The organism is Roseococcus sp. SYP-B2431, assembly GCF_004336745.1.
Lineage (GTDB): Bacteria > Pseudomonadota > Alphaproteobacteria > Acetobacterales > Acetobacteraceae > Roseococcus.
On record NZ_SJXD01000022.1, the window covers coordinates 415,771 to 439,934 of the forward strand.

Here is a 24,164-nt window from a genome sequence, read left to right on the forward strand (position 1 = left end):
GAACCGCTGCCCCGGCGATCGGAAGCCATGCTGCGCTTCTTCGACTGGGCCTTCCGGCGGCATTTCGCCGGCAGCTTCTCGGCGCTGCGGATCGCGCGATGGGGCGAGCCCCTCGCGCCGCCGGGCCGGCCGCTCGTCATCCTCGCGAATCATCCTGGATGGTGGGACGGCGTGCTGGTCCTGCTGGTGACGCGGCACCTCTTTCCAGGCCGCCCCTGCTACGTGCCGATGGACGCCGCCGCGCTGGAGAAATACGGCTTCATGCGCCGGCTCGGCGTCTTCGGCGTGGAGCAGAACTCCCCGCGCGGCGCCGTGCGCTTCCTTCGGACCGTGGCGGCGGTCCTGGCCGATCCGCGCCACATCCTCTGGATGAACGCCCCGGGCCGTTTCGCCGATCCGCGCGAGCGCCCGGTCCCTCTCGCGCCCGGCGTCGCGCGCCTGCCGGCCGCCGCGCCCGAGGCGGTGATCCTGCCTCTCGCCATCGAATACACCCATTGGACGGAGAAGCGCGGCGAGACGCTGATCGCCTTCGGGCCGCCCGTCGCCGCCACGGACGAAGACGGCATCCGCGCCGCCATGACGGCGACCATGGACCGCCTCGCCGCCGACGCCATCAGCCGCGATCCCGCCCGCTTCCGCGTGATGCTGGAAGGCCGGCGCGGCATGGGCGGCCTCTACGGGCTCTGGCAGCGGCGGCGCTTCGCCCCCGACCACGATCCGCGCGCGCGCCAGGGCTGACATGGAGCCCGCCCACGTCGCCCTGGCGCTCGCGCTACTGCCCGCCATCCTGGGCCTGATCAATCTGATCCGCCTGCCCGTCGCGCGCGGCACGCCGCCCGCCGGCACGCGCGTCTCCGTGCTCATCCCCGCGCGCAACGAGGCGGACAATATCGGCGCCTGCCTGGAGGCCGCGCTGGCCTCCACCGGCTGCGCGATCGAGGTGCTGGTCATCGACGACGGGAGCACCGACGCCACCGCCGCCATCGTCGCCGGGTACCCCGCCGTCCGGCTGCTCCAGGCGCCGCCCCTGCCGCCCGGCTGGACCGGCAAGGTGCATGCCTGCGCCCGCCTGGCCGAGGCCGCCACCGGCACGCATCTGCTCTTCATCGACGCCGATGTCCGCCTCGCCCCGCATGCCGCCGCCGCCATGGCCGCGCGCGGGACGCCGATGGTGAGCGGCGTCCCGCGCCAGCGCATCGGCAGCCTGGGCGAGGCGCTGACCGTTCCCTTCATCAACTTCCTGCTGCTCTGCTACCTGCCCTTCGGCGGCCGCGCCGTCACGCGCCATCCGGGCCTCGCGGCCGCCTGCGGGCAGCTGCTGATGGTGGAGCGCGGCGCCTATGAGCGGGCCGGCGGGCATGCCGCCATCCGCGCCGTGCTGCATGACGCCATCGCCCTCGCCCGCCGCTTCCGCCGGGCCGGCGCCGATACCGAGGTCGTGGACGGCGCTCCGCTGGCCGATTGCCGCATGTATGCGAGCTTCCCGGAGGCCTGGGCCGGCTTCCTCAAGAACGCGCGCGAGGGCATGGCCACGCCGCTCGGCCTTCCCGTCTGGACGGTGCTGCTGGCGGGCGCGCATCTCTGGCCCTGGGCGCTCCTGCCCGCGCCCGAGGCGGTCGCGGCGATCCTACTGGGCCTCGCGGCCCGCACCGCCATCGCCTGGCGCGTGCGCGAGCCCTGGTGGACCGTGCCCCTGCATCCGCTGACCGTCCTCGTCGCGCTGGCCCTGCAATGGACGGCGCTGGCCCGCGGCGTCCTCGGCTACCCGGCGGGCTGGAAAGGGCGCGCATATCCCGGCACAAAGCGGGCATGAACCACCTGGCCGCCCCGGAGACGCCGAACCGGGACCACGACACGGAGAATTTCCCGACGGCCTCGCTCATCCTGGCAAAGCCCGTGCGCGCCCAGGTGATGGCCTTCTACCGCTTCGTCCGCATGGCCGACGACATCGCCGACAGCCCCTCCTTGCCGCCCGCGGAGAAGATCGCCCGGCTGGATGCCATGGAGGCCGCGCTGGACGATCCGGCCACGTCGCTCGCCGTTGCGGCGCACCTGCATCGCGAGGGGGTCGGCACCGAGGAGGCGCGGCGCATGCTCTCGGCCTTCCGCCAGGATTCCGGACAGCGCCGCTATGCCGAGTGGGCCGATCTCGAGGACTACTGCACCTACAGCGCCGATCCCGTGGGCCGCATGCTGCTGCGCCTGCACGGCACCCATTCCGCCGAGGCGAAGCATGCGGCGGACGGGCTCTGCACCGCCCTTCAGATCCTGAATCACCTGCAGGACCTGGTGCCCGATCGGGACACTCTCGACCGCGTCTACCTCCCGCAATCCTGGCTGGCCCTGGCCGGCGGCGAGGCCGCCTTCTTCGAGCCGGGCAACACGCGCCGCCGCGAGATCCTCGACGCCGCGCTGGACCGTGTGGAGGATCAGCTGGACCGCGCCGCCGCCCTGCCCCGCCTCGTCGCCTCGCGGCGCCTGCGGCTGCAGTCGGCCATGACCCTCGGCCTCGCGCGCCGGCTGCTGGCGAAGCTGCGGGGAGCGGATCCAGTGCTCGGCCGCGTGGCCCTGGGCAAGGTGGATATGGCACGCGAGGCCCTGGCCGCGCCCTTCCCGACCCCCTCCGACGCCGAGGTGGTGGCCGATCGCGTGCGCCGCGCCGGCTCCTCCTTCGCGCGTGGCATGGCGACGCTGAAGGGCGACCGCCGCCGGGCGCTCTGGGGCGTCTATGCCTTCTGCCGCGTGGTGGACGACATCGCCGACGGCCGGATGCCGGAGACGGAGAAGCGCCGCCTCCTCGCCGGCTGGCGGGCGAAGCTGACCACGCCGGACTGCGCCCTCTCGCGCGAGCTCCTCTGGGCGCGCGAGGCTTTCGAGATCCCGTATGCCGAATGCGACGCCATGATCGCCGGCATGGAGACCGATGCCGGCGACCGCGTGCGCCTGCCCGACGAGGCCGCGCTCGACCTCTACTGCCGCCGCGTCGCGGGCAGCGTGGGTGCGATGAGCGTCCGCATCTTCGGCGATCCCGAGGCCGAAGCCTGGGGCCTGGCGCTCGGCCACACATTTCAGCTCACCAACATCCTGCGCGACGTGGACGAGGATGCGGTGCGTGACCGCGTCTATGTGCCGCTCAGCGTGCTGAGGAAGGCCGGCATCCCGGACGGTCCGGCGCAAATGATCGTGGCGCATCCGGCTTTCGCCGGCATCTGCAAGGAGATCGCCGGCCGCGCCTCCGGCGGCTATCTCCAGGCCGAGGCGCTGCTGCCGCGCCATGACGTCGAGGCGCTGCGCCCGGCGCGCGTGATGATGTGGGGCTATCGCCGCATCCTCGACCACATGCTGGCCCAGGGCTGGTCGCTGCCGCGTGCCCGCGCGCGGCTGACGAAATCGGAGAAGCTGCGCATGGCGGTCTTCGCGGTCACGGGCAAGTGAGCATCCCGTCCGATCGCGACGCGGAGCGGCGCGTGAATCGGCCGGGTGTTGGTGTCACCCATGTGGTGGGCGCCGGCCTGGCCGGCCTCGCCGCGGCGCATGCGCTCGCCACGCAGGGCCGCATGGTCACGCTCCATGAATCCACGCCCGGCGCCGGCGGCCGCGCCCGCGCCCTGCCCGACGGGACCGACAACGGCACCCATGCGCTGATCGGCGCCAACCGGGCCGCGCTGGGCTTCCTCGACGCCATCGGCGCGCGACAGTTCTGGCTGGAGCCGGAGCCGGACGGACTGCCCGTGCTGGACCTCGCGGACGGCTCCGCCCGGCAGGTGGCGCTCTCGCCCTTCGGCTGGTGGCGGGCGGATCGCCGCCCCGCCGGCGTCACGCCCGGCGCCGTGCTCGCCATGGCCGGCATGGCGATGTCCGGCGAGGACCGCACCGTCGCCGAAGCCATGCGGGCCCATCCCGCCTTCCTGCGCGGCTTCGTGGACCCGCTGGTGATCGCGGCGTTGAACACGCCCTCCGCCGAGGCCTCCTCGCAGCGCCTGGCCCAGGTGCTGCGGCGCCTGGGCGCGCCGGGCGCGACGCGGCTGCTGGTGGCGCGGCGCGGCCTGGGGCCGGACCTCGTGGAGCCGGCGCTGGCCGCGCTCGCCCTGGCCGGCGCGGCCTATCGTCCGGGCCATCGGCTGCGGGGCATCACGCAGGAGGGAGGCCGCGCCACCGCGCTGTCCTTCCAGGACCACGAGACGCCGCTCGCGCCGGCCGACCGCGTGATCCTGGCCCTCCCGCCCTGGGAGGCGCTACGCCTGATGCCGGGCCTGCCGGCGCCGGAGGCCCATGCGCCGATCGTGAACCTGCACTTCGCGCAGGGATGTCCCGGCGCGGTGCGCTTCCTCGGCCTGCTCGGCGGGCTGTGCCAATGGGTGCTGATCCGCCCCTCCGGCGTGGCCGTCACCGTGAGCGCGGGCGATGCCGAGGCGGATCAGGAGGTGGAGGAACTTGCCCCGCGCGCCTGGGCCGAGATTCGCCGCGCCGTGAAGGCCTTCGGCGTCGCCGGCGACTGGCCCGAGGCGCCGCCGCCCTGCCGCGTCGTGAAGGAGCGTCGGGCCACGCCCCGCCATCGCGTGGGCCATATCCCCACGCCGCCGCGCCTGCCCCTCGCCAACCTCGCCTTGGCCGGCGACTGGACCTGGCCGGACCTGCCGGCGACCATCGACGCGGCCATCCGCTCCGGCCTCGCCGCCGCGCAGGCCTTGCCCGAATGACCCCGGCCAGCGCCCTGGCCCGCCTCCGCACCGTCGAAGCCGAGGATGGCGCGCCCAGCCTGGCGCGGCGGCGGGCGCTGCTCGCCGCCCTCCGCCGCTCGGTGATCGCCCGCGCCGATGCCGTCGCCGAGGCGGCCCATGCCGATTTCGGCCAGCGCGACCGCACGGACACGCTGCTGGCCGATGTCCTGCTCGTCGCCGAGGCGGCCGCCTATTCGCGCCGCTGGCTGCGCGACTGGGCGCGCCCGAAGCCGGCGCCCGTGCCGCTGCCCTTCCTGCCCGCACGCGCCTGGACGGAATGCGTGCCGAAGGGCGTCGTCGGCATCATGGCGCCGTGGAACTACCCGCTGCAGCTCGCGCTGCTGCCCGCGATCGACGCCATCGCCGCCGGCAACCGCGTGGTGCTGAAGCCGTCCGAATCCGCGCCGCGCGTCGCCGCGCTCATCGCGGAGATCGCGGCCGAGGCCTGGGGGCCGCGCATCGCCGCGGTGGTCCAGGGCGCATCCGAGGTGGCGGCCGATTTCGCCGCGCAGCCTTGGGATCACCTGGTCTTCACGGGCGGCACGGAGACCGGCCGCAAGGTCATGCGGGCGGCGGCGGAACACCTCACCCCGCTGACGCTCGAGCTCGGCGGCAAATGCCCGGCGCTGGTCCTGCCCGGGGCCGATCTGGCCCGCGCAGCGCGCGACATCCTGGCTGCCAAGGCCGTGAATGCCGGCCAGACCTGCATCGCGCCCGACACCGTGCTCCTTGTGGGCCACGGCGCGGCGGAGTTCGCGCGCGCCGCCCGGGCCAGCGGAATCGCGGGGACCGGTACGGCCGTGATCAACACGGCGCAACAGGAACGGCTTGACCGCCTCGGCGCCGGGAGCGCCATCACCTGGCTGGGGGCGGAACCGGGGGCGATCGGCCTGGCCCCGTCGAAAGGCGGCCTGGCCGAGGAGGAGATCTTCGGGCCCATCCTGGCCGTCGAGGAATGCGCGGGGCTGGACGCGGCCCTCGCCTGGATTCGCGCCCGCCCGCATCCGCTGGCCATCTATGCCTTCGGCGCCACCGGCGCCGAGGAGGCGGCCATTGCCGCCGGCACCAAATCCGGGGCACTGCTGACCGGCCGGGCGCTGGACTATGCGGCCTTCCCCGGCCTCCCCTTCGGCGGGGTCGGCGCCTCGGGCTTCGGCCGCCGGAACGGCGAGGCCGGCTTCCGCGAATTCAGCCATTCACGCGCCCGGGTGCGGCACGGAGGCTGGAGCCTGTCGCGGCTCCTCGACCGGCCGCGGGCCGCCATGGCGCAGCGGCTGGCGCGACGGCTGGTGCGGTGACGTTCAACTCTCCCTGAACGCCCGCGCGAAGGAATCCCGGATGGGCTGCGTCAGGTAGTCCCAGAAGGACCGCTGTCCGAGCATGATATGCGCCTCGACGGGCATGCCGGGCGTGAGCGCCATTCCGTTCAGCCGCGCGAGCTGCTCCGGATCCACCTGGATCTGGGCGCGGTAATGCGAGGCCCGTGCCTGCTGATCGATAGTGACGTCGGCGGCGACGAAGGTCACGTGCCCATGCAGCGCGGGCACGAGCCTCTGGCGGAAGGCCGGCAGCCGGATCTCCGCCGGCAGTCCCGGATGCACCACGTCGATGTCGGTCGGCTGGATCTGCACCTCGGCGACGAGACGGTCCCGGGCGGGCACCAGCTCCATCACAGGATCGCCCGCCCGGACCACCGCCCCCAGGTTGAACACCCGCAGGTTGACGATCGTCCCATCCTCCGGCGCCAGGATATCGCGGCGGGTGGAGACATCCGCCGCGGCCTTCAGGCGCTCCTCGGCCTCGGCCAGGCGGGCAGCGACCTCGCGGGCCTCGGTGCCGGCCTCCTGCATGCGCTGGTCCAGGGCGGCTTGCCCCTGGCTCCCCGACTCCTCGATCGCGGCCTCGGAGCGGCGGATCTGGCCCTGCAGGTCGGCGACGGTGCCTTCGACGCCGGCGAGCGAGCGCTGGAGCGCAAGAAGTTCGGGAAGCCGGGCCAGGCCCTGCCGGACGAGGCTGCGGCGCATGGCCTCCTCCTGGCGCAGCAGCGCGAGCTGGCGCTGCGCCGCTTCCATCTGCCCGCCCGCAGAGGCGATCCCGGCCCGGGCCTGGTCGCGGCGATGGGCCAGCACGGCGAGCTGGCTGTCGAGGCTGGCCTGGCGGGCCTGGAACAGTGCGCGCTGCCCGGCGATCGCCTCGGCGACGCGCGGATCGGCGGCTAGGGCCAGCAGCTCCGGCGGAAACCGGATCTCTAGCGCCCGGGACAGCTCGGCGGCGAGCCGCGCCTGCTGGGCGAGCAGCGCCGCCCGTTGGGCCTGGGCGGCGAGGCTGGCCGCGCCGGACTGGGCATCGTCGAGGCGCAGGACGAGCTGTCCCTGCCGGACCCGGTCGCCGTCGCGGACCAGGATCTCGCGGACGAGGCCGCCTTCGAGGTGCTGCAAGGTGCGCCGCGTGCCCTCGACCTTGATCATGCCCGGCGCCAGCGCCGCTTCGGCCAGCGGCGCCAGCGCGGCCCAGGCCGCGAAGCCTCCCCCGCAACCCAGCATGGTGAGAAGGCCAATGGCGAGCGCCGCGCCGGCGCGCGGCCGGTCGCCCGGCGGAAGGAGGGCGGGGAGCGGGAGGAGGGCGGCGGGCATCAGGCGCGAGCTCCGATGAGTTCGACGGGGGGCCTGGCCAGGCCCGAGGAATGCGCGGGGCCGGCGAGGCGCTTCAGGACCTCCGCGCGCGGCCCGAACATCTCGGCCGCGCCGTCGCGGAGGACGAGGAGCTTGTCGGCCTGGTTCATCAGGGCAGGCCGGTGCGAGACGAGGACGACGGTGACCCGCCGTTCCCGCAGGCGGCAGATCGCACGGGCCAGCGCCAGCTCGCCATCCCCGTCGAGATTGGAGTTGGGCTCGTCGAGGACGACGAGGCGGGGCCCGCCATGCAGCGCGCGGGCCAGCCCGATCAACTGGCGCTGGCCGCCGGAGAGATGGGCGCCGCCCTCGCCGATCTCGGTCTCGTAGCCCTGGGGCAGTCGCAGGATCATCTCGTGGCAGCCGGCGAGCCGGGCGGCCTCGTAGACATCCTCCGGGGCGGGATTCTCCGCCATGCGGGCGATGTTCTCGAGCACGGTTCCCTCGAAGAGCTCGACGCCCTGGGGCAGGTAGCCGAGATGGCGGCCGATATCCTCGCGCCGCCACAGGAAGACATCGGCGCCGTCGAGGCGGACGCGGCCCATCGAGGGGGCCAGCGTCCCGATGATCAGGCGCAGCAGGGTGGTCTTGCCGGCGCCGGAGGGGCCGATGACGGCGAGGCTTTCGCCGGGAGCCAGCGCCAGGGCCACGCCCTTGATGACCGGCACCTGCCGGCCGGGCAGCGCATAGGAGATGCGGTCGACCTGCAGCGCGCCCTTGGGGGCGGGAAGCGGCAGGCCGGGCGGACGCAGGCGGGGGAGCGCCAGGAAGGATTGCAGCCGGCGCAGCGCCTGGCGGGCCTGGACGAGCTGCTTCCATCCGCCGACGACCTGCTCGACGGGAGCGAGCGCCCGCCCCATGACGATGGAGGCGGCGATGGAGGCGCCGGCGGTGAGCTGCTGCTGCAGGACCAGCCAGGCGCCTGCGCCCAGCACCGCGAGTTGCAGGAGCAGGCGGAGCAGCTTGGTGAGCGCGAGGCAGGCGGCGGCGCGGTCGGCGGCCTCGTCCTGAGGCGCCTGCGCCTCGAGATGGGCGCGGCGCCAGCGGGCGGTCAGCGCCGGCATCATCCCCATGCTGTCGATGACCTCGGCGTTGCGGGCGACGCCCTCGGCGCGACGATGGCCCTGCAGCGCGGCGAAGCCGGCTTGCTGGAGGGCGTGGGCCGTCAACGCCTCATGGGCGACGGCCAGCGCCAGGAGGAGGAGGGCCCCGGCCAGCGCGATGCCGCCCATGAGCGGGTGCAGCAGGAAGATCATCGCGAGGTAGATCGGCACCCAGGGGAGGTCGAAGAGGGCCAGCATGCCGGGGGAGCCGAGAAAGCCGCGGCACAGGCCAAGGTCGCGCAGCGCCTCCATCCGGTAGGGCAGGCCGCGCAACTGCGCCTCGATGGCGCGGGCGAAGCCCTCCGGGGCCACGCGTGCCTCGATCCAGGCCGCGGCGCGCTGCATCACGACGCTGCGGCAGAATTCCAGGACCGAGAAGACCACCAGGGCGAAGGACGCCAGCAGGGTGAGGTACAGGAGCGTGTCCAGGTTCCGCGTGGCCAGGACGCGGTCGAACACCTGCATCATGTAGATGGAAACGGTCAGCTGGAGGACGTTCACCACGCCGGAGAACATCCCCACCGCCCCGAAATAGGGACGGCAGGACCGCAGCGCCTGCGTGATCGGAGACGCCGCCAGGGGCACCGGCGTCATGGCGCGGGCCGGCGCGAAACCGGGCCCCGACACGGGCTCCGACACGGGCAAAGGGACATCATCGAAGGAGCCTCTCGCACATTTTGTGGATCGGAACCGAAGCGGTGTCTCCACCGTCCGGGCCGCCGCAATCTGCGCTGAGGATCCTTGCTTGACCGTTAACGCGAGCGCGTTTTGTTCCGGTCAGTTCCGGCCACGGCGGACGGCCGCCGGGCCCGGCCGCGAGGCGCCGGCCGGAAGGCCGGCATCGAAGCCCAGGAAGCCGATCGAGGGCTGCGGCGTCCCGCCATTGGCCTGCCAGAGCTGCGGCAGGCGCGCGGCGCCGCCGGTCGCCTGGATCGGGGGTTCCGGGGCCGGACGGGAACGCGCGGCCGCGGCGGCCGCGGCCGCGCGCTGGGCCCGGGGATCCGGCCCCGAACGCTCGGGCGGAGGCGGCGCGCTGCCCGAGCCGCGCATCGAGAGGAGGTAGAACATGATGTCCGGCCGCCCGCGATCCACGGCGGAATCCACCGCGGTCAGGCCGAGCGCATTGCGTGCGTTCACGTCGGCGCCGCGCGCCACCGCGTCGCGCACCGTCTGGATGTCGCCGCGGGTGATGCCGTCGAAGAGCGCGTCGTTGGGATTCATGGCCGAGGGAGGGGTCTCGGCCGGAATCGGCGCCGTGCCACGCTGAGCCGCCACGCCCGGCAGGGCCGGCGCCGGCTCGCGCGGGCGCTGGTCGGGCGCGGGACGCGCCGTCGTGCGGCCGCTGCCGAGCATGCCCTGCGCGAAGGCGGGGGGCGCGAAGGCCGGCAGGGTCGCGAGAAAGGCGGTGGCGGCGATCGCCGCCCGGGCCGTGCTGCGCATCGTGTGTCTTCCTCCGAAGGTCGCCGGCGAGGCTTAGCCCAGGGGGCCGGCTTGGGCGAGGCCTCTACCAGGTCATGGGCACGCTGAAGCGGGCGCCGGCGGCCGGATTGTCGAGGAAGCGCTGCTCGCGCTGATTGATGGCGCCCTGCGTCGCGGTGCTCCGGCCGGGAAGCGCCGGGTTGATGAGCGTCGGGCTGATGGTCGCGACAGGGGGCGGATCGATCCGGGCCGGCCGGTACTCCAGGTCGTTGTTCGGCCGCGGGGCCAGCTCGGCCTGGGGCGCCATCGGGGCCGGCCGGCCGAAGCCGGAAAAGCCGGGATTGGACGGCAGGCCACCATCCATGAAGGCGCGGTCGCGCGGATCGGTCGGGCGGGGACGCGGGCGGGCGGGGGCGGCGCGCGGCGCCTCGACACGGAGCTGGGTGTCCACGCCCTGCGCCGAGGGCGCGGCGGCCGGGCCGAGGACCGCCGCCATCGCCAAGACCAGGGTCAAAGCCCAGCGGTCCCGCGCGGATCCTGCGGCGGGTTGCCGGAAATGGCCGTTCCGCCTTCGGCCCAGGCCCGCAAGGCCCAACGCACCGAAGGAAAGGCGAGGTCGTTCCAAGGGATATCTCCCCAAGCGAAGAGCCGGACTTCGAGGCTTTCCGGTCCCGCAGCAAAGCCAGGTTAGGCCAAACGCGCGCGATAGATGATCTGCACCTGACCGATTCTGGCAATCGAATAAATGGCAAGAACGCCATCCAATTCAAGCCTGGCGCGGGCTTCCTCCCAGGCTCCGCGCCGCGCGCCCTCCTCCACCGTCTCGCCGAGCTCCATGTATCCGGCGGGGAGCGTCCAGTATCCGCGGCGGGGCTCGATCGCCCGGCGGCAGAGCAGAATCCGGCCGTCCTCGGCCACGACGCTGCCGACGACGATCTTGGGGTTCTCATAGGCGACGAAGCCGCAATCGCCGCAGACGAGGCGCTCGCGGTCCTCGCCCTCGGGAGTGCGGCGGGTGAAGTTTTCCGGGTGCATCGCCGGCAGGCTGGCCGCGGACGCGCCGCCCGGCAAGAGCCGGAGATCAAAGCCAGTGGGTCTTCCCAGCATCCGGCCGCATAGCGGCCGGCGCCGCCCGCCCGACCGTGCGGCCGGGCGCTTCAGTCGCGCGGCGAAGCCAAGCCGCCGGAGGCGGCACCCGGCGTCTGAGGGCGCAAAAACCCCTACCTCGCCGCTTCGGCGAAGGCGAAGTTGTCGTAGCTGTTCTCGGCCACGCGGAACCACTGGAACAGCTCGCCGCGATAAGGGCGGTAGTTCTCCCAGATGGTCTTGAAGCGCGGGTTCTGGTTCGAGAGGTCCGACATCAACGCCTCGTTCGACCGCCAGGCGAGCTGCAGGATCTCGCGCGAGTAGAAGCGCAGCTGCGCGCCGGCGGCGACCAGGCGGCGCAGCGCGATCGGGTTCAGGTGGTCGTAGCGGCTGACCATCTCGCTGTCCGCCTCGGCGCAGGCGATGGAGAGCGCCTCCTTGTAGAGGGCGGGCAGCCCCTCGTAGGCGCGCTTGTTGATCAGCATGTGCAGACGCGCGCAGGGCTCGAAGAAGCCGGGAGCGTAATAGAAGCGGGCGACGCGGTGGAAGCCGAGGCGCTCGTCGTCATGCGGGCCGGTGAACTCGGTGGCGTCGATCGTGCCGCGCTCCAGCGCCGGGTAGATGTCGGCCGGGGCAACCAGGGTCGGGTTCGCGCCCATCCGCTTGAAGACCTCGCCGGCGAGGCCGGAGATGCGGAACTTCAGCCCCTGCACGTCCTGCTGGGTGCGGATCTCCTGGCGGAACCAGCCGCCCATCTGCGCGCCCGTGTCGCCGCAGGGAATGCCGACGCAGTTGTAGTCCGCGAAGAGCGCGTCGGCGAGCTGGTTGCCGCCGCCATGGCGCAGCCAGGCCGTCATCTGCCGGGTGTTCAGGCCGAAGGGGACCGCCGTGAAGAAGGCGAAGCCGGGCTCCTTGCCGATGTACCAGTAGCTGGCGGTGTGGCCGCACTCGATGGTGCCGGCCTGCACGGCGTCGAGCACCTGGAGCCCCGGGACGATCTCGCCCGCCTGGAAGGCCTGGATGCGGAACTTGTTCTCGGTCAGCGCGGCCACGCGGGCGGCGACCTTCTCGGCCGTTCCGAAGAGCACGTCGAGGTTCCGGGGGAAGCTCGACTGGAAGCGCCAGCGCAGCTCCGGCAGGGCCTGGGCAAGGGCCGGAGCGGCGAGCGCGGCCGGAGCAGCGCCAGCGGCCGCGCCGAGGACGAGACGACGATTCATGGGCGTTTGCCTCCGGTGGATTCAGGACTGAGTCCTTCGCCCATATCCCAGACCCTGGGCGGGGGAAAGGGTCAAGCCGCTGGACCGCCCAGGAAGCGCCGCGGGCGGCTCCGGCGGAGCCGCCCCGTCGTCCTACAGGATGTAGCGCGACAGGTCCGCGCTGGCCGCGAGGCTCGCCACGCGGTCCTTCACCATCGCCGCATCGACCGTCACGCTCTCGCCGCGCTTGTCGCTGGCGGAGAAGCTGATCTCCTCCAGCAGGCGTTCCAGCACCGTCGAGAGGCGCCGCGCGCCGATGTTCTCGACCGTCGCGTTGATCTCGGCGGCGAGGTCGGCCAGCGCGTCCACGGCCTCCGGCTGGAAGCTCAGCTCCACGCCCTCGGTCCCCATCAGCGCGCTCGCCTGCTTGAGCAGGGAGTGCTCGGGCTCGGTGAGGATGCGCCGGAAATCCTCGCGGGTCAGCGCCTTCAGCTCCACGCGGATCGGCAGGCGGCCCTGCAGCTCGGGCAGCAGGTCCGACGGCTTGGAGAGATGAAAGGCGCCGCTGGCCACGAAGAGGATGTAGTCCGTCCGGACCGGGCCATGGCGGGTGTTCACCGTCGTGCCCTCGATGAGCGGCAGCAGGTCGCGCTGGACGCCCTCGCGGGAGACATCGCCGCCGCGCACGCCGCCCTCGCTCGAGCGCGCGATCTTGTCGATCTCGTCGAGGAAGACGATGCCGTTGTTCTCGGCGTTCTGGACGGCGGCGCGGGTCAGCGCCTCCTGGTCGACGAGCTTGTCGGCCTCCTCGCGCGTCAGGGCCTCGCGGGCGGCGGCCACGGTCATCTTCCGCGGCTTGGCGCGGCCGCCGAACATCTTGCCGAACATCTCCTGCATGTTCTGCATCTGGCCGGGCGGCATGCCGGGCATGTCCATCATGCCGATGGGCTGGCCCTGCGCTTCGGTGACCTCGATCTCGATTTCCCGCGTCTCGATCTGCCCCTCGCGAAGCATCTTGCGGAACTTCATCTTGGTCTCGCCGGAGGCGCCCTCGCCGGTGAGCGCGGACACCAGCCGTTCCTCGGCATGCAGCTCCGCCTTGGCCTGCACGCCCTTGCGCGCGGCCTCGCGCGTCTGGACGATCGAGGCCTCCACCAGGTCGCGCACGATGGATTCCACGTCGCGGCCGACATAGCCGACCTCGGTGAACTTCGTGGCCTCGACCTTGAGGAAGGGCGCGTTGGCGAGCTTGGCAAGCCGCCGCGCGATCTCCGTCTTGCCGCAGCCGGTGGGGCCGATCATCAGGATGTTCTTCGGCACCACCTCCTCCTGCCAGGATTCGGGGAGCTGCTGGCGGCGCCAGCGGTTGCGGAGCGCGATGGCCACGGCGCGCTTGGCGTCGTGCTGGCCGATGATGAAGCGGTCGAGCTCGCTGACGATCTCGCGCGGGGAGAGGTTCACCGTCTCCGGTGCGGTGATGACGTCGCTCATTCCCCAAGCGTCTCCAGGATGAAGTTGCCGTTCGTGTAGACGCAGATATCCGCCGCGATCTTCATCGAGCGCCTGGCGATCTCCTCGGCGCCGATCCCGTCCACCGTCATCAGGGCGCGCGCGGCGGAAAGCGCGAAATTGCCGCCCGAGCCGATGCCGATGAGGGAATCCTCGGGCTCCAGCACGTCGCCCTGGCCGGTGAGCAGCAGGGAGCGGTCCTTGTCGGCCACGGCCAGCAGGGCCTCCAGCCGGCGCAGGTAGCGGTCGGTCCGCCAATCCTTGGCGAGCTCGACGCAGGCGCGCTCCAGCTGATCGGGGAAGCGCTCCAGCTTGGCCTCCAGCCGCTCCAGCAGCGTGAAGGCGTCGGCGGTGGCGCCCGCGAAGCCGGCGATCACCTTGCCCTGGGCGATGCGCCGCACCTTGCGCGCGTTGTTCTTCACCACGGTCTGGCCGATCGAGACCTGGCCATCGCCCGCCATGGCGACCTTTCCGTCGCGGCGGACACAGAGGATCGTGGTGCCATGCCACCCGATCATGTCGTTTGGGGATGTTTGCATGGACGCCGATGTGGCGTGTGCGACGGCATTCGGCAATGCGGGTTGTCCACCTGCATGACTGGCCCCAACGTTACGCATCGGAGGAACCTTTCGTCATGCTGCCCTGTCTCGTCCCGGATGCCGCCCAGGCGCTTCCCCTCCATGTCGTGACGCCGGAGGGCTGGGAGGGTCTGCCGGGCGCGGGATTCGCCAAGGCATCCGGCTTCGCGGGCAAGCCGGGCGAGATCGCCTTGTTGCCGGGTGGGGATGGGATCGCCGGGGCGCTGTTCGGCGCGCCGAGGATGGCGGAGGGCTACGGCGCCCTGCCCTTCGGCCTGCCCGAGGGGACCAGCTGGACGCTGATGGGCGGCGACCCTGGCCAGGCCACGCTGGGCTGGTGCCTCGGCGCCTATCGCTACACGCGGTTCAAGGCCGGCAAGCGCCCGCCGGCGCGGCTCGTCCCGCCCGCGGGCGGCGCCGGCGCCGAGGCGCTGGCCACCGCCATCTGGCGCGCGCGCGACCTGATCAATACGCCGGCCAATCACCTCGGCCCGGCCGAGCTGGCCGAGGCCGTCGGCGAGGTCGCGGCGGCCCATGGCGCGCGCTTCCGCGTCATCGAGGGCGATGCGCTGCGGACGGGCTTCCCCGCCATCCACGCGGTGGGCCAGGGCAGCCCCCGGGCGCCGCGCGTCGCCGTGCTGGAATGGGGCGCCGAGGACGCGCCGCTCGTCGCGCTCTGCGGCAAGGGCGTGTGCTTCGACACGGGCGGGCTCGACCTCAAGCCACCCTCGGGCATGCTGCGGATGAAGAAGGACATGGGCGGCGCGGCCGTCATGCTCGGCCTGGCCGAGGCGCTGATGGCGGCGAAGGCCCCGATCCGCCTGCTGCTGCTGGTCGGAGCCGTGGAGAACAGCGTCTCCGGCGACGCCTTCCGGCCCCTGGACGTGATCCGCACCCGCAAGGGCCTCACGGTCGAGATCGGCAACACCGACGCCGAGGGGCGTCTCGTCCTGTCCGACCTGCTGACCTATGCCGGCGAGCAGGCGCCGAAGCTGATCCTCAACGGCTGCACGCTGACCGGCGCGGCCCGCGTGGCGCTGGGCCCCGACCTGCCGGCGCTGTTCTGCAACGACGACGGGCTGGCGGAGGCGCTGCTGGCCGGGGGGCTGGAGGCCAGCGATCCCCTCTGGCGCCTTCCCTTGCACGACGGCTATGCGGGCTGGCTCGACAGCGGCATCGCCGACCTGAACAACGTCGCCGCACGGCCGATGGCCGGCGCCGTCGTCGCCGCGCTGTTCCTGAAGCGCTTCGTGCCCGAGGGAATCCCCTGGGGACACCTCGATCTCTATGCCTGGAACGATTCGCATCGCCCTGGCAGGCCAGAGGGCGGCGAGGCCACGGGCCTGCGCGCCGCCCTTGCGGGGATCGGTGGGTTCCTGGGATTCGGGAAACAGTCGCACCCGTAACGATCTACCGCATCATCACGGCAAAATGAACTTCTTGCAATTCGTTGCCAATCTGAGCCTATATATGGTCCTCGCTTCCCATTTTTTGGGACATCGCAATGTCGTGTTCGGGTCCGGCCGTCCGGGCTCCGAAGTGGCCGATCGGCCCGCGGCGCGTAGAAGGACAGGTGCCGATGTCGATCCAGATCAACCCGGACCAGCTCGTCGGGATCCTTCGGGACACGACGGTGGCGCTGGTCCGCCGCGACGGGCCCGACCTTTCCGCCCGGCAGCTGGGCGTGTTCCTGACGGTCTATCTCAGCCCGGGGCCGCATACCGTGCGCGGGCTGGCGCTGGACCTGAACGTCTCGAAACCCGCCATCACCCGCGCGCTGGACCGGCTGGGCGAGCTGGATCTGGCACGCCGCAAGGTGGACCCGATGGACCGCCGCAGCGTGCTCGTGCAGCGGACCCTCAAGGGCGCGATCTTCCTTCGCGAGCTGCGGCAGACGATGTCGGAGGCGGAAGGAATCATCTCCCCGCAGGTGCAGCAGGAAGAGTTCGTCTGAGACGGGCCCGGGCCCTTCGCGCCGTCTTCAGGGCCCGACCACGCGCGCCAGCGTCAGCCGCGCCACTTCCTCCTCCAGCGCCGAGATGCGGCGGTCGCGCAGCGCCAGCGCCGCCGCCACGTCCTTCGCCTCGAAGCGCTGCGGGATGTGCTGCTGGCAGTTCACGTCCCAGGCGCGGAGCCTGAACAGGATCGCCTGCTCCGGGATCGCCTTGTAGTCCGCGGGGCGCAGCGCTTCGAGCAGCGCCGGATCGTCCTCCACGACCCGCGCCTCGCCCCAGAGCTTGATGCGGCGCCGTTGCGCATAGTCGATCAGGAAGAGGAAGGCCTTGGGATTCTCGGCGAGGTTGCCGAGGGTGATGAACTGCCGGTTCCCCCGGAAATCCGCAAAGCCCAATGTCTCGCCGTCCAGCACGCGCAGGAAGCCCGGCGGGGCGCCGCGGTGCTGGACATAGGGCTGGCCGTCGGCGCTGGCCGTAGAGAGAAAGAAGCTGGTCTGCGCCGCGACGAACTCCGCGAGCTCGGGCGAAATGCGGTCGGGCCATTCGGCACGCGCCTCGAACCGCGCCCGCGAGCCGCGGCGGGCCTGAACCGATCTCACGCTGGGCGAGAACATGACGTCGGACATCGGGATAGCTCCTTCGGACAGGCGGCGATGTGCGCCTGTCGCGCTACCCCGATAATCCGGAAGATTGACACTTCATCATTGCCCGATCTGCAATGATGCATGGACCGCTTCGCCGCCATGTCGGCTTTCGTCGCCGTTGCGGACCAGCGAGGCTTCGCGCCCGCCGCCCGGCATCTCGGCCTCGCGCCCTCGGCCGTGACGCGGCAGGTGGCGGCGCTGGAGGAGCATCTCGGCCTGCGGCTGCTCCAGCGGACCACGCGCTCCGTCACGCTCACCGATGCCGGGGCCCGCTATCTCGATCGCGCCCGCCGCATCCTGATCGAGATGCAGGAGGCCGAGGATTTCGCGCAGTCCGACCGGCTGTGCCCCGCCGGCCGCCTCACCGTCACCGCGCCGGCGACCTTCGGCCACCTCCACGTGGCTCCGCTGATGGCGGAATACCTCCGGCGCTACCCTGACGTGCAGGGGCAGCTCCTGCTGTCCGACCGCTGGATCAACCTGGTGGAGGAGGGTGTGGACCTCGCCGTCCGCATCGGACGGCTGCCGGATTCCGCGCTGGTCGCCCGGCCGCTCGGCCTGACGCGGCGGGTCGTCGTCGGCGCCGCGGCCTATCTGGATCGGCACGGCACGCCGCAGGCGCCGCGGGATCTCGCGGGACACCAGCTCATCCACTTCGCCGGCTTCGACGGGCCGGAGGAGTGGCGCTTCGAGCGGGACGGCGTGGAGGAGCGCGTCGCCGTCGCGCCGCGCCTTTTCACCAACAGCGCCGACGCCGCGATCAGCGCGGCCGGGCACCAGGGCGGGCTGGCGCGCGTGCTCAGCTATCAGGCGGCGGAGGCGCTGCGGGCGGGACGGCTGCGCATCGTGCTGGCGGAGTTCGAGCCGCCGGCGCGCCCCATCCAGATCGTCCGGCCGGCGGCGCGGCTGGTCTCGGCCAAGCTGCGCGCCTTCATCGAACTCGCCGCCGCGACCGCCGACTGGAACTTCTCGATGGGAGGCGGGCCGCCATCCGCCCCGATGCGGCCGGATCCCTAATCGAGCTTGATGCCCGCCGTGCGGATGACGCCGGCATAGCGTTCGGCGTCGCGGCGCAGGAGGTTGGCCGCATCCTCCTGGCTGCCGCCGCCGGGAATGAAGCCGGCGTCGCTGACCTTGGCCCGCACCGCGGGATCGTTCAGCGCCTTGTTCACCCCGGCGACCCAGCGCGCCGAGATCTCCGGCGGCAGCCCGCCCGGGCCCATGATCATGTACCAGACATTGGCGTCGAAGCCGGGGAACCCGCGCTCGGCGACCGTGGGCACGTCGGGCAGCCACTGGACCCGCTGGGGCATGGTCACGGCGATGGCGCGGACGCGGCCCGCGCGGATATGCGGCAGGTAGGTGGGCAGCGTGTCGAAGGCGATGTCGATGCGGCCGGCCAGGATCTCCGTCACGGCCTGGCCGGTGCCGCGGAAGGGCACATGGGTCATGCGCAGCCCGGCCTGGACCGAGAGCAGCTCGGCCGCCAGGTGCTGCTGCGTCGCGACGCCGGAGGAGGAGTAGTTCAAGGCGCCGGGATTGGCGCGGGCATGGGCCAGGAAACCGTCGAAATCCTGCGCGGGCGAACTCAGCGGCACCACGCCCACCAGCGGCACCGTGCCGGCCAGCACCACGGCCGTCTGGTCGCGGTAGATGTCGTAGGGCGGCGGGTTGAGCAGCGGCGGCACCACGGCCGAGGCGCTGACCGTCGTCATGAGCATCGTGTAGCCGTCCGGCCGCGCGCGGGAGAGCTGGGCCACGGCCAGCGTGCCCGAGGCGCCGGGCCGGTTCTCCATGGCGATGGCCTGGCCGTTCAGCTCCTCCTGCAAGGTCGGCTGCAGGGCGCGGGCGATGATGTCCGTGCCGCCGCCGGGCGCGAAGGGGATGAGAAAGGAGATGCTGCGGTTGGGATAGCCGCCCTGCGCCTGCGCGCCGCGCACGAAAGCGGGCGCGGCCAGGGCGCCGAGCAGCAGGCCGCGGCGTGGGGTGTTCATGGGCATTCCTCCGGTCGTTGCGGAGGAGCCTAGCCCCCGCTTTAGCTGCCCGTCCATTTCGCCGGACGGCGGGCGAGGAAGCTTTCCACGCCCTCGGCGAAATCCCGGCTCGTGAAGCACATCTCCACGAGGTCGTCCCCCTGGATCTCGCGCAGCGGCGCGCGCAGGCGGCGCATCGCCTCCTTGGTCGCGCGCATGGTGAGCGGCGCATGGGTCATGAGGATCCGCGCCAGCTCCTCCGCCCGCGCCTGGAGGGCGGCGTGGTCGGGCAGGATCTCGCTGAGAAGTCCCACGGACTTCATCTCCTCCGCGCCCAGCAGACGCGCCGTGTAGACGAGGTCCATCACGCGCGCCGGCCCCATCATCACCGCGAGCCGCGCGTAATTGGCCATGGAGAGGCAGTTCCCCAGCGTCTTGGCGATCGGAAAGCCGAAACGCGCATTGGCCGCGCCGATCCGCAGGTCGCAGACGCTCGCGATCGCCGCGCCGCCGCCCGTGGCCGCGCCGGCGATGGCGGCGATGGTCGGCTTCTGGCAGTTCTCCAGCGCCGTCATGATGCGGTCGATCTTCTCCTCATAGACGAGGGCGTCGGCGGCGGTCCGGAAATTGGTGAACTGGCTGATGTCGGTCCCGGCCGCGAAGGCCTTCTCGCCCGCCCCGGTGATGACGATCACCTTGACGGCATCATCCGTGTTGGCCTCGATCGCGACCTTGTAAAGGCCCTCATACATCGGGAAGGTCATGGCGTTGCGCGCCTGGGGGCGGTTGAGCGTCACGAAGACGATCCCGTCGCGCTTCTCGATCAGCAATTCGTCGGACATGGGGCTTCCTCCATTTCCGGGTCAGGGTTGCAGCGATCCGGCTGCGGTGGAAGATGCGCGCCACGTTCCAGGAGAACTCCCGCCATGATGCCCTTGTCCCGCTTCACCGTGCTCGACCTCACCCGCGTCCGTTCGGGCCCGACCTGCGTGCGCCAGCTCGCCGACTGGGGCGCCAATGTCATCAAGATCGAGGCCACGGACGAGATGGACACCGGCAAGGGCCTCGGCGGCGAGCGCGACGGGCCGGACTTCCAGCACGTCCACCGCAACAAGCGGGCCATGACGCTGAACCTGAAGTCGCCCGAGGGCCTGGCCGTCCTCAAGAAGCTGGTCGAGAAGGCCGATGTGGTCGTCGAGAACTTCCGGCCCGACGTGAAGACCCGCCTGGGCATCGACTACGAGGCGCTGGCCGCGGTGAACCCGCGCATCATCCTGGGCTCCATCTCCGGCTTCGGGCAGGACGGCCCCTATGCCCGCCGCCCCGGCTTCGACCAGATCGCCCAGGGCATGGGCGGGCTCATGTCGGTGACCGGCCTGCCCGGCCAGGGCCCGGTGCGCGCCGGCATCCCCGTCGCCGACCTGACGGCCGGCCTCTACTGCGCGCTCGGCATCATGGTGGCGCTGCTGGAGCGCGAGCAGACCGGCAAGGGCCGCTGGGTCCATGTCAGCCTGCTCGAGGCCATGATCGCCATGATGGACTTCCAGGCCACCCGCTGGACCATGAAGGGCGACGTGCCGAAGCAGGCGGGCAACGACCATCCGACGACCATCCCGACCGGGTTGTTCAGGACCTCCGACGGCGTGATGAACATCGCCGGCGGCGGCCAGGTGATGTGGGAGCGGATCGTGAAGGTGCTGGGCATCCAGGAGGAGGCGAAGGATCCGGACATTGCCACCGACAAGCTGCGCAGCCAGAACCGCCAGAAGGTCAATGCGATCCTGGAGAAGGTGACGCAGACCGACACCTCGGCCAACTGGGTGGCCAAGTTCAACAAGGAAGGCGTGCCCTGCGGCCCGGTCTATTCCATGGACCAGGTCTTCGCCGACGAGCAGGTGAAGCATCTCGGCCTGGAGATGACGCTGCCCCATCCGCGCCTGGGCGACGTGAACGTGGTGCGCGCGCCCATGCAGATCGCCGGCGTCGAATGCGCCAGGAAGCCCACGCCGGACCGCGGCCAGCACACCGACGAGGTGCTCGCCGAATTCGGCTACTCAACCGGCGAGATCGCCGCCCTGCGCGCCTCCAAGGCGATCTGACATCATGAAAATAACCTCCATCCGCCAGGGCGTGGTGCCGATCGCGAGCGACATCGCCAACGCCTATATCGACTTCTCGAAGATGACGGCGAGCGTCGTCGCCGTCACCGTGGAGTCGGGCGACGGCCGCAAGGCGACCGGCTACGGCTTCAACAGCAACGGCCGCTACGCGCAGCCGGGGCTGCTGTCCGAACGCTTCGTCCCGCGGCTGGAGGCGGCCGGAGAGCTGCCCGGCCATGCGGACGGCGGTTTCGACCCCATCCCCGCCTGGACGGCGATGATGAAGAACGAGAAGCCCGGCGGCCATGGCGAGCGCTCCGTCGCCGTCGGCGTGCTCGACATGGCGCTGTGGGACGCGGCGGCGAAGCTGGCGGGACTGCCGCTCTGGAAGCTGCTGGCCAACCGCTACAACGGCGGAAAATCCGACGAGGCCGCCTGGGTCTATGCCGCGGGCGGCTACTACCACCCGGGCAAGGACATCGAGGGCCTGGTCGAGGAGATGAAGCGCTACCTCGGCATGGGCTATTCCACCGTGAAGATGAAGATCGGCGGCTCGCCAGGCATGTCCGTGCGCGAGGCCCTGTTGCTCGACATCGGCCGCATCGAGGCGGTGCTGAAGCTGCTGGACGGCGACGGCTCGCGGCTTTGCGTGGACGTGAACGGCCGCTTCGGCCTGCATGCCGCGCTCAGCTACGCCGCCGCCATCCAGGGCTTGGGCCTGCGCTGGTACGAGGAGCCGCTGGACCCGCTGGACTACAGCACCCATGCGACACTCGCCGAGCAATACGTCCCGCCCATCGCGACCGGCGAGAACCTGTTCAGCATGGTCGATGCGCGCAACCTCATCCGCCATGGCGGGCTGCGGCCGGACCGCGACATTCTGCAGATGGACCCGGCGCTCTCCTACGGGCTCGTGGAATACCTACGCACCCTCCAGATGCTGCGCGAGCACGGCTGGAGCGCGCGGCGCTGCGTGCCGCATGGCGGGCACCAGTTCGCGCTCAACATCGCGGTGGGCCTCGGGCTCGGCGGCAACGAAAGCTATCCGGAGGTCTTCGCGCCCTTCGGCGGCTTCGCCTCCGGCGTGCCGGTCCAGGACAGCCGGGTGAGGATGCCGGATGTCCCGGGCGTCGGCTTCGAGGCCAAGAACGAGCTTTGGGCCGTGCTGAAGGATCTTTAGTCCCCGGAGGGGCGCCTGCCGGGCCCTCATTCCGACGCGGCATCAATCGCGGGGGAGTCGCTTGCATCCCGCGCGGAACTGCGCAGATCATGAAACCGGCCCGAGTCGCGGCCGTTACAGGGACCTGCCAGAAAGCCCGATGGTGCCGCTCTCCTCCCCCCATGTCAGCCGCCGGCGCGCTCTGCTCGGCGGGCTCATGCTGCCCCCCGTCCTCGCCGGCTGCGGCACGTCCGCCATCGCCCAGCGCGGCGCCGCCTTCGATTTCGCCGATGTCGCCGAGCGCGTCCTTCCGGCCGTGGTCAACATCGCCGTCTCCGGCGAGCAGAGCGTCCAGCCCCCCGCCGAATTCCGCGGCACGCCCTTCGAGCGCTACTTCCGCGGCCGCCGCGAGCGCGTGCAGGGCGCCGGCTCCGGCTTCGTCATCGATCCGGCGGGCTATGTCGTCACCAACAACCACGTGGTCGGCAATGCCCAGCGCGTGACCATCTCGATCCAGGGCGGGCAGGAGCTCCAGGCCCGCGTGGTCGGCGGCGACGAACTGGCCGACCTGGCCCTGCTCCGTGTGGAAAGCCGCACCCCGCTGGTCGCCGTCGCCTGGGGCAGCAGCGCCTCCATGCGGGTCGGCCAGTGGGTGATGGCGGCGGGCAATCCCTTCGGCCTGGGCGGCAGCGTGACCTCGGGCATCCTCTCCGCTCGCGGCCGCGACATCGGCGCCGGCCCCTTCGACGACTTCCTGCAGACCGACGCGGCCATCAACCCCGGCAATTCGGGTGGCCCGCTCTTCAACCTGGCGGGCGAGGTCATCGGCATCAACACGGCGATCTACTCGCCCTCCGGCGCCAATGCCGGAATCGGCTTCGCGACCCCCTCCGACCTTGCTCGTCCCGTGATCGAAACGTTGCGGCGGGACGGAAAGGTGGAGCGCGGATGGCTTGGCGTTCAGGTTCAGGATCTCGTCGCCGAGGATCCGCGATCGGGCCGCCGCGCGGTGCTCATCGCGGGCGTGGAACGCGTGGGGCCCGCGGGCCGCGGCGGTTTGCGCGTGGGTGACGTGGTTCTCGCGATCAACGGCGAACGCACCGAAACCTCCCGCAGCCTGGTGCGCAGCATCGCCGCGGTGACCCCCGGACAGACCGTCCGCTTGACGGTTCTGCGGGACGGACGCACGCAGGATGTCAGCCTCCAGGTGGGACGCCGGCCTCCCGGGCCTGGATGACAGTTCGGCCGGTCCGGATGGAAGGACCCAAGTGACATGATGCGCATCCTTCTGGTGGAGGACGACGTCGAGGTCGCCCGCTTCGTGAAGAAGGGGTTGCAGGAGGCCGGCCATACGGTGGAGCACGCGCCCAACGGGCGGGACGGGCTCTTCCTCGCGGCCTCCGAATCCTTCGACATGCTGGTGCTGGACCGGATGCTTCCTGGCGGCGTCGACGGGGTGCGCCTCGTCGAGACGCTGCGGCAGCAGGGCAACCGGACGCCGGTGCTCTTCCTCTCGGCGCTTTCCGCCGTGGACGAGCGGGTAAAGGGCCTCAAGGCCGGCGGCGACGACTACCTGGTGAAGCCCTTCGCCTTCGCCGAGCTGCTGGCCCGCGTCGAGGCCCTGGGCCGCCGCCCCTCCTCCGAGGCGCCGGTGACCAAGCTGAAGGTGGCCGACCTGGAGATCGATCTGCTCTCCCGCACGGTCACGCGCGGCGGCCGCAAGATCGATGTCCAGCCGCGCGAGTTCCGCCTGCTGGAGCATCTGATGCGCCATGCCGGCCAGGTGGTGACGCGCACCATGCTGCTCGAGAAGGTGTGGGACTACCATTTCGACCCGCAGACCAACGTGATCGACGTGCATGTGAGCCGGCTGCGCCAGAAGCTGGACAAGGGCTTCGAGAAGCCGCTGATCCACACGGTGCGCAACGCCGGCTACATGATCCGGGCCGAGGTTTGACGGCAGCCGCCATCTCGATCGAGCCCGGGACCACCCAGCAGGAATCCGGCCGCGACTGCGGCCGGCGCCGCCCAGCTAACACCCGGTCCGGGT

22 protein-coding genes and 1 pseudogene are annotated in these 24,164 nt (G+C 71.8%); 12 read left to right on the top strand and 11 right to left on the bottom strand.

Annotated features, from left to right (window positions below; genetic code table 11):
- The first annotated feature begins 27 nt into the window (after positions 1 to 27).
- The 5 genes from EJV46_RS09960 to EJV46_RS09980 are packed head-to-tail and all read left to right on the top strand — an operon-like array spanning position 28 to position 6,019.
- Complete coding sequence (locus EJV46_RS09960; protein WP_131548474.1) at positions 28 to 738, top strand: lysophospholipid acyltransferase family protein; 711 nt, start codon at positions 28 to 30, stop codon at positions 736 to 738.
- Between the two features lies 1 nt (position 739).
- Positions 740 to 1,813, top strand: a complete 1,074-nt coding sequence (locus EJV46_RS09965) for a glycosyltransferase family 2 protein (protein ID WP_131548475.1) — start codon at positions 740 to 742, stop codon at positions 1,811 to 1,813.
- Entirely contained in the window at positions 1,810 to 3,435 is a 1,626-nt protein-coding gene (locus EJV46_RS09970; RefSeq protein ID WP_165585453.1) for a squalene/phytoene synthase family protein, read from the top strand. The genes EJV46_RS09965 and EJV46_RS09970 overlap by 4 nt, the downstream gene beginning before the upstream one ends.
- A gap of 32 nt (positions 3,436 to 3,467) precedes the next feature.
- Entirely contained in the window at positions 3,468 to 4,700 is a 1,233-nt protein-coding gene (locus tag EJV46_RS23025) for an FAD-dependent oxidoreductase (protein WP_206020760.1), read from the top strand.
- Positions 4,697 to 6,019, top strand: a complete 1,323-nt coding sequence (locus EJV46_RS09980) for an aldehyde dehydrogenase family protein (RefSeq protein WP_131548478.1) — start codon at positions 4,697 to 4,699, stop codon at positions 6,017 to 6,019. Before EJV46_RS23025 ends, EJV46_RS09980 begins: the two co-directional genes overlap by 4 nt.
- A gap of 3 nt (positions 6,020 to 6,022) precedes the next feature.
- On the opposite strand, the gene EJV46_RS09985 is transcribed toward EJV46_RS09980, so the two are convergent.
- The 8 genes and pseudogenes from EJV46_RS09985 to hslV form a co-directional block, all read right to left on the bottom strand.
- Positions 6,023 to 7,354: an HlyD family type I secretion periplasmic adaptor subunit gene (locus EJV46_RS09985; RefSeq protein ID WP_131548479.1), complete on the bottom strand. Its 1,332-nt coding sequence runs from the start codon at positions 7,352 to 7,354 to the stop codon at positions 6,023 to 6,025.
- Positions 7,354 to 9,135: a type I secretion system permease/ATPase gene (locus EJV46_RS09990; protein ID WP_240782494.1), complete on the bottom strand. Its 1,782-nt coding sequence runs from the start codon at positions 9,133 to 9,135 to the stop codon at positions 7,354 to 7,356. The genes EJV46_RS09985 and EJV46_RS09990 overlap by 1 nt, the downstream gene beginning before the upstream one ends.
- Positions 9,136 to 9,273: 138 nt before the next feature.
- On the bottom strand, positions 9,274 to 9,936 hold the full coding sequence (locus EJV46_RS09995; protein ID WP_131548480.1) for an ankyrin repeat domain-containing protein: 663 nt from the start codon (positions 9,934 to 9,936) through the stop codon (positions 9,274 to 9,276).
- Between the two features lie 64 nt (positions 9,937 to 10,000).
- Entirely contained in the window at positions 10,001 to 10,429 is a 429-nt protein-coding gene (locus EJV46_RS10000; protein WP_131548481.1) for a hypothetical protein, read from the bottom strand.
- Positions 10,426 to 10,950 (bottom strand): annotated as a pseudogene (locus EJV46_RS10005) (NUDIX domain-containing protein). Before EJV46_RS10005 ends, EJV46_RS10000 begins: the two are co-directional and overlap by 4 nt.
- Before the next feature lie 185 nt (positions 10,951 to 11,135).
- Positions 11,136 to 12,218 (bottom strand): TRAP transporter substrate-binding protein, encoded by a 1,083-nt coding sequence (locus EJV46_RS10010; RefSeq protein WP_131548482.1) that lies wholly within the window; start codon positions 12,216 to 12,218, stop codon positions 11,136 to 11,138.
- A 132-nt stretch (positions 12,219 to 12,350) separates the two neighbouring features.
- A complete protein-coding gene (hslU, locus tag EJV46_RS10015; RefSeq protein WP_131548483.1) occupies positions 12,351 to 13,688 on the bottom strand; it encodes an ATP-dependent protease ATPase subunit HslU in 1,338 nt (445 codons plus the stop codon).
- On the bottom strand, positions 13,685 to 14,224 hold the full coding sequence (gene hslV, locus EJV46_RS10020; protein ID WP_131548484.1) for an ATP-dependent protease subunit HslV: 540 nt from the start codon (positions 14,222 to 14,224) through the stop codon (positions 13,685 to 13,687). Before hslV ends, hslU begins: the two co-directional genes overlap by 4 nt.
- Positions 14,225 to 14,340: 116 nt before the next feature.
- Here hslV and EJV46_RS10025 point away from each other — a divergent pair, with 116 nt between their 5' ends.
- Both EJV46_RS10025 and EJV46_RS10030 read left to right on the top strand, forming a co-directional pair.
- On the top strand, positions 14,341 to 15,690 hold the full coding sequence (locus EJV46_RS10025; RefSeq protein ID WP_131548485.1) for a M17 family metallopeptidase: 1,350 nt from the start codon (positions 14,341 to 14,343) through the stop codon (positions 15,688 to 15,690).
- A gap of 173 nt (positions 15,691 to 15,863) precedes the next feature.
- Positions 15,864 to 16,238 carry a MarR family transcriptional regulator gene (locus EJV46_RS10030; protein ID WP_165585454.1) on the top strand — a complete coding sequence of 125 codons (375 nt, stop codon included), beginning with the start codon at positions 15,864 to 15,866 and terminating at the stop codon, positions 16,236 to 16,238.
- Between the two features lie 27 nt (positions 16,239 to 16,265).
- On the opposite strand, the gene EJV46_RS10035 is transcribed toward EJV46_RS10030, so the two are convergent.
- Complete coding sequence (locus tag EJV46_RS10035) at positions 16,266 to 16,865, bottom strand: pyridoxamine 5'-phosphate oxidase family protein (RefSeq protein WP_131548486.1); 600 nt, start codon at positions 16,863 to 16,865, stop codon at positions 16,266 to 16,268.
- 99 nt (positions 16,866 to 16,964) lie between these two features.
- Between EJV46_RS10035 and EJV46_RS10040 the strand changes: the two genes are divergently transcribed.
- On the top strand, positions 16,965 to 17,900 hold the full coding sequence (locus EJV46_RS10040; protein WP_131548487.1) for a LysR family transcriptional regulator: 936 nt from the start codon (positions 16,965 to 16,967) through the stop codon (positions 17,898 to 17,900).
- Here the strand turns inward: EJV46_RS10040 and EJV46_RS10045 are convergent.
- Together EJV46_RS10045 and EJV46_RS10050 are read right to left on the bottom strand one after the other, a co-directional pair.
- Positions 17,897 to 18,877: a tripartite tricarboxylate transporter substrate binding protein gene (locus EJV46_RS10045; protein ID WP_165585455.1), complete on the bottom strand. Its 981-nt coding sequence runs from the start codon at positions 18,875 to 18,877 to the stop codon at positions 17,897 to 17,899. The genes EJV46_RS10040 and EJV46_RS10045 overlap by 4 nt on opposite strands.
- A 41-nt stretch (positions 18,878 to 18,918) precedes the next feature.
- Positions 18,919 to 19,698, bottom strand: coding sequence for an enoyl-CoA hydratase (locus tag EJV46_RS10050; protein ID WP_131548489.1), 780 nt, complete (start codon positions 19,696 to 19,698; stop codon positions 18,919 to 18,921).
- Positions 19,699 to 19,782: 84 nt separating this feature from the next.
- Here EJV46_RS10050 and EJV46_RS10055 point away from each other — a divergent pair, with 84 nt between their 5' ends.
- The 4 genes from EJV46_RS10055 to EJV46_RS10070 all read left to right on the top strand — a co-directional run bounded on the left by EJV46_RS10055 (position 19,783) and on the right by EJV46_RS10070 (position 24,071).
- Complete coding sequence (locus tag EJV46_RS10055; RefSeq protein WP_131548490.1) at positions 19,783 to 20,955, top strand: CaiB/BaiF CoA-transferase family protein; 1,173 nt, start codon at positions 19,783 to 19,785, stop codon at positions 20,953 to 20,955.
- A 4-nt stretch (positions 20,956 to 20,959) separates the two neighbouring features.
- A complete protein-coding gene (locus EJV46_RS10060) occupies positions 20,960 to 22,135 on the top strand; it encodes an enolase C-terminal domain-like protein (protein ID WP_131548491.1) in 1,176 nt (391 codons plus the stop codon).
- 139 nt (positions 22,136 to 22,274) lie between these two features.
- Positions 22,275 to 23,351 (top strand): trypsin-like peptidase domain-containing protein, encoded by a 1,077-nt coding sequence (locus tag EJV46_RS10065; protein WP_131548492.1) that lies wholly within the window; start codon positions 22,275 to 22,277, stop codon positions 23,349 to 23,351.
- Positions 23,352 to 23,390: 39 nt separating this feature from the next.
- Positions 23,391 to 24,071 (top strand): response regulator transcription factor, encoded by a 681-nt coding sequence (locus tag EJV46_RS10070; protein ID WP_131548745.1) that lies wholly within the window; start codon positions 23,391 to 23,393, stop codon positions 24,069 to 24,071.
- The last annotated feature ends 93 nt before the right edge of the window (positions 24,072 to 24,164 follow it).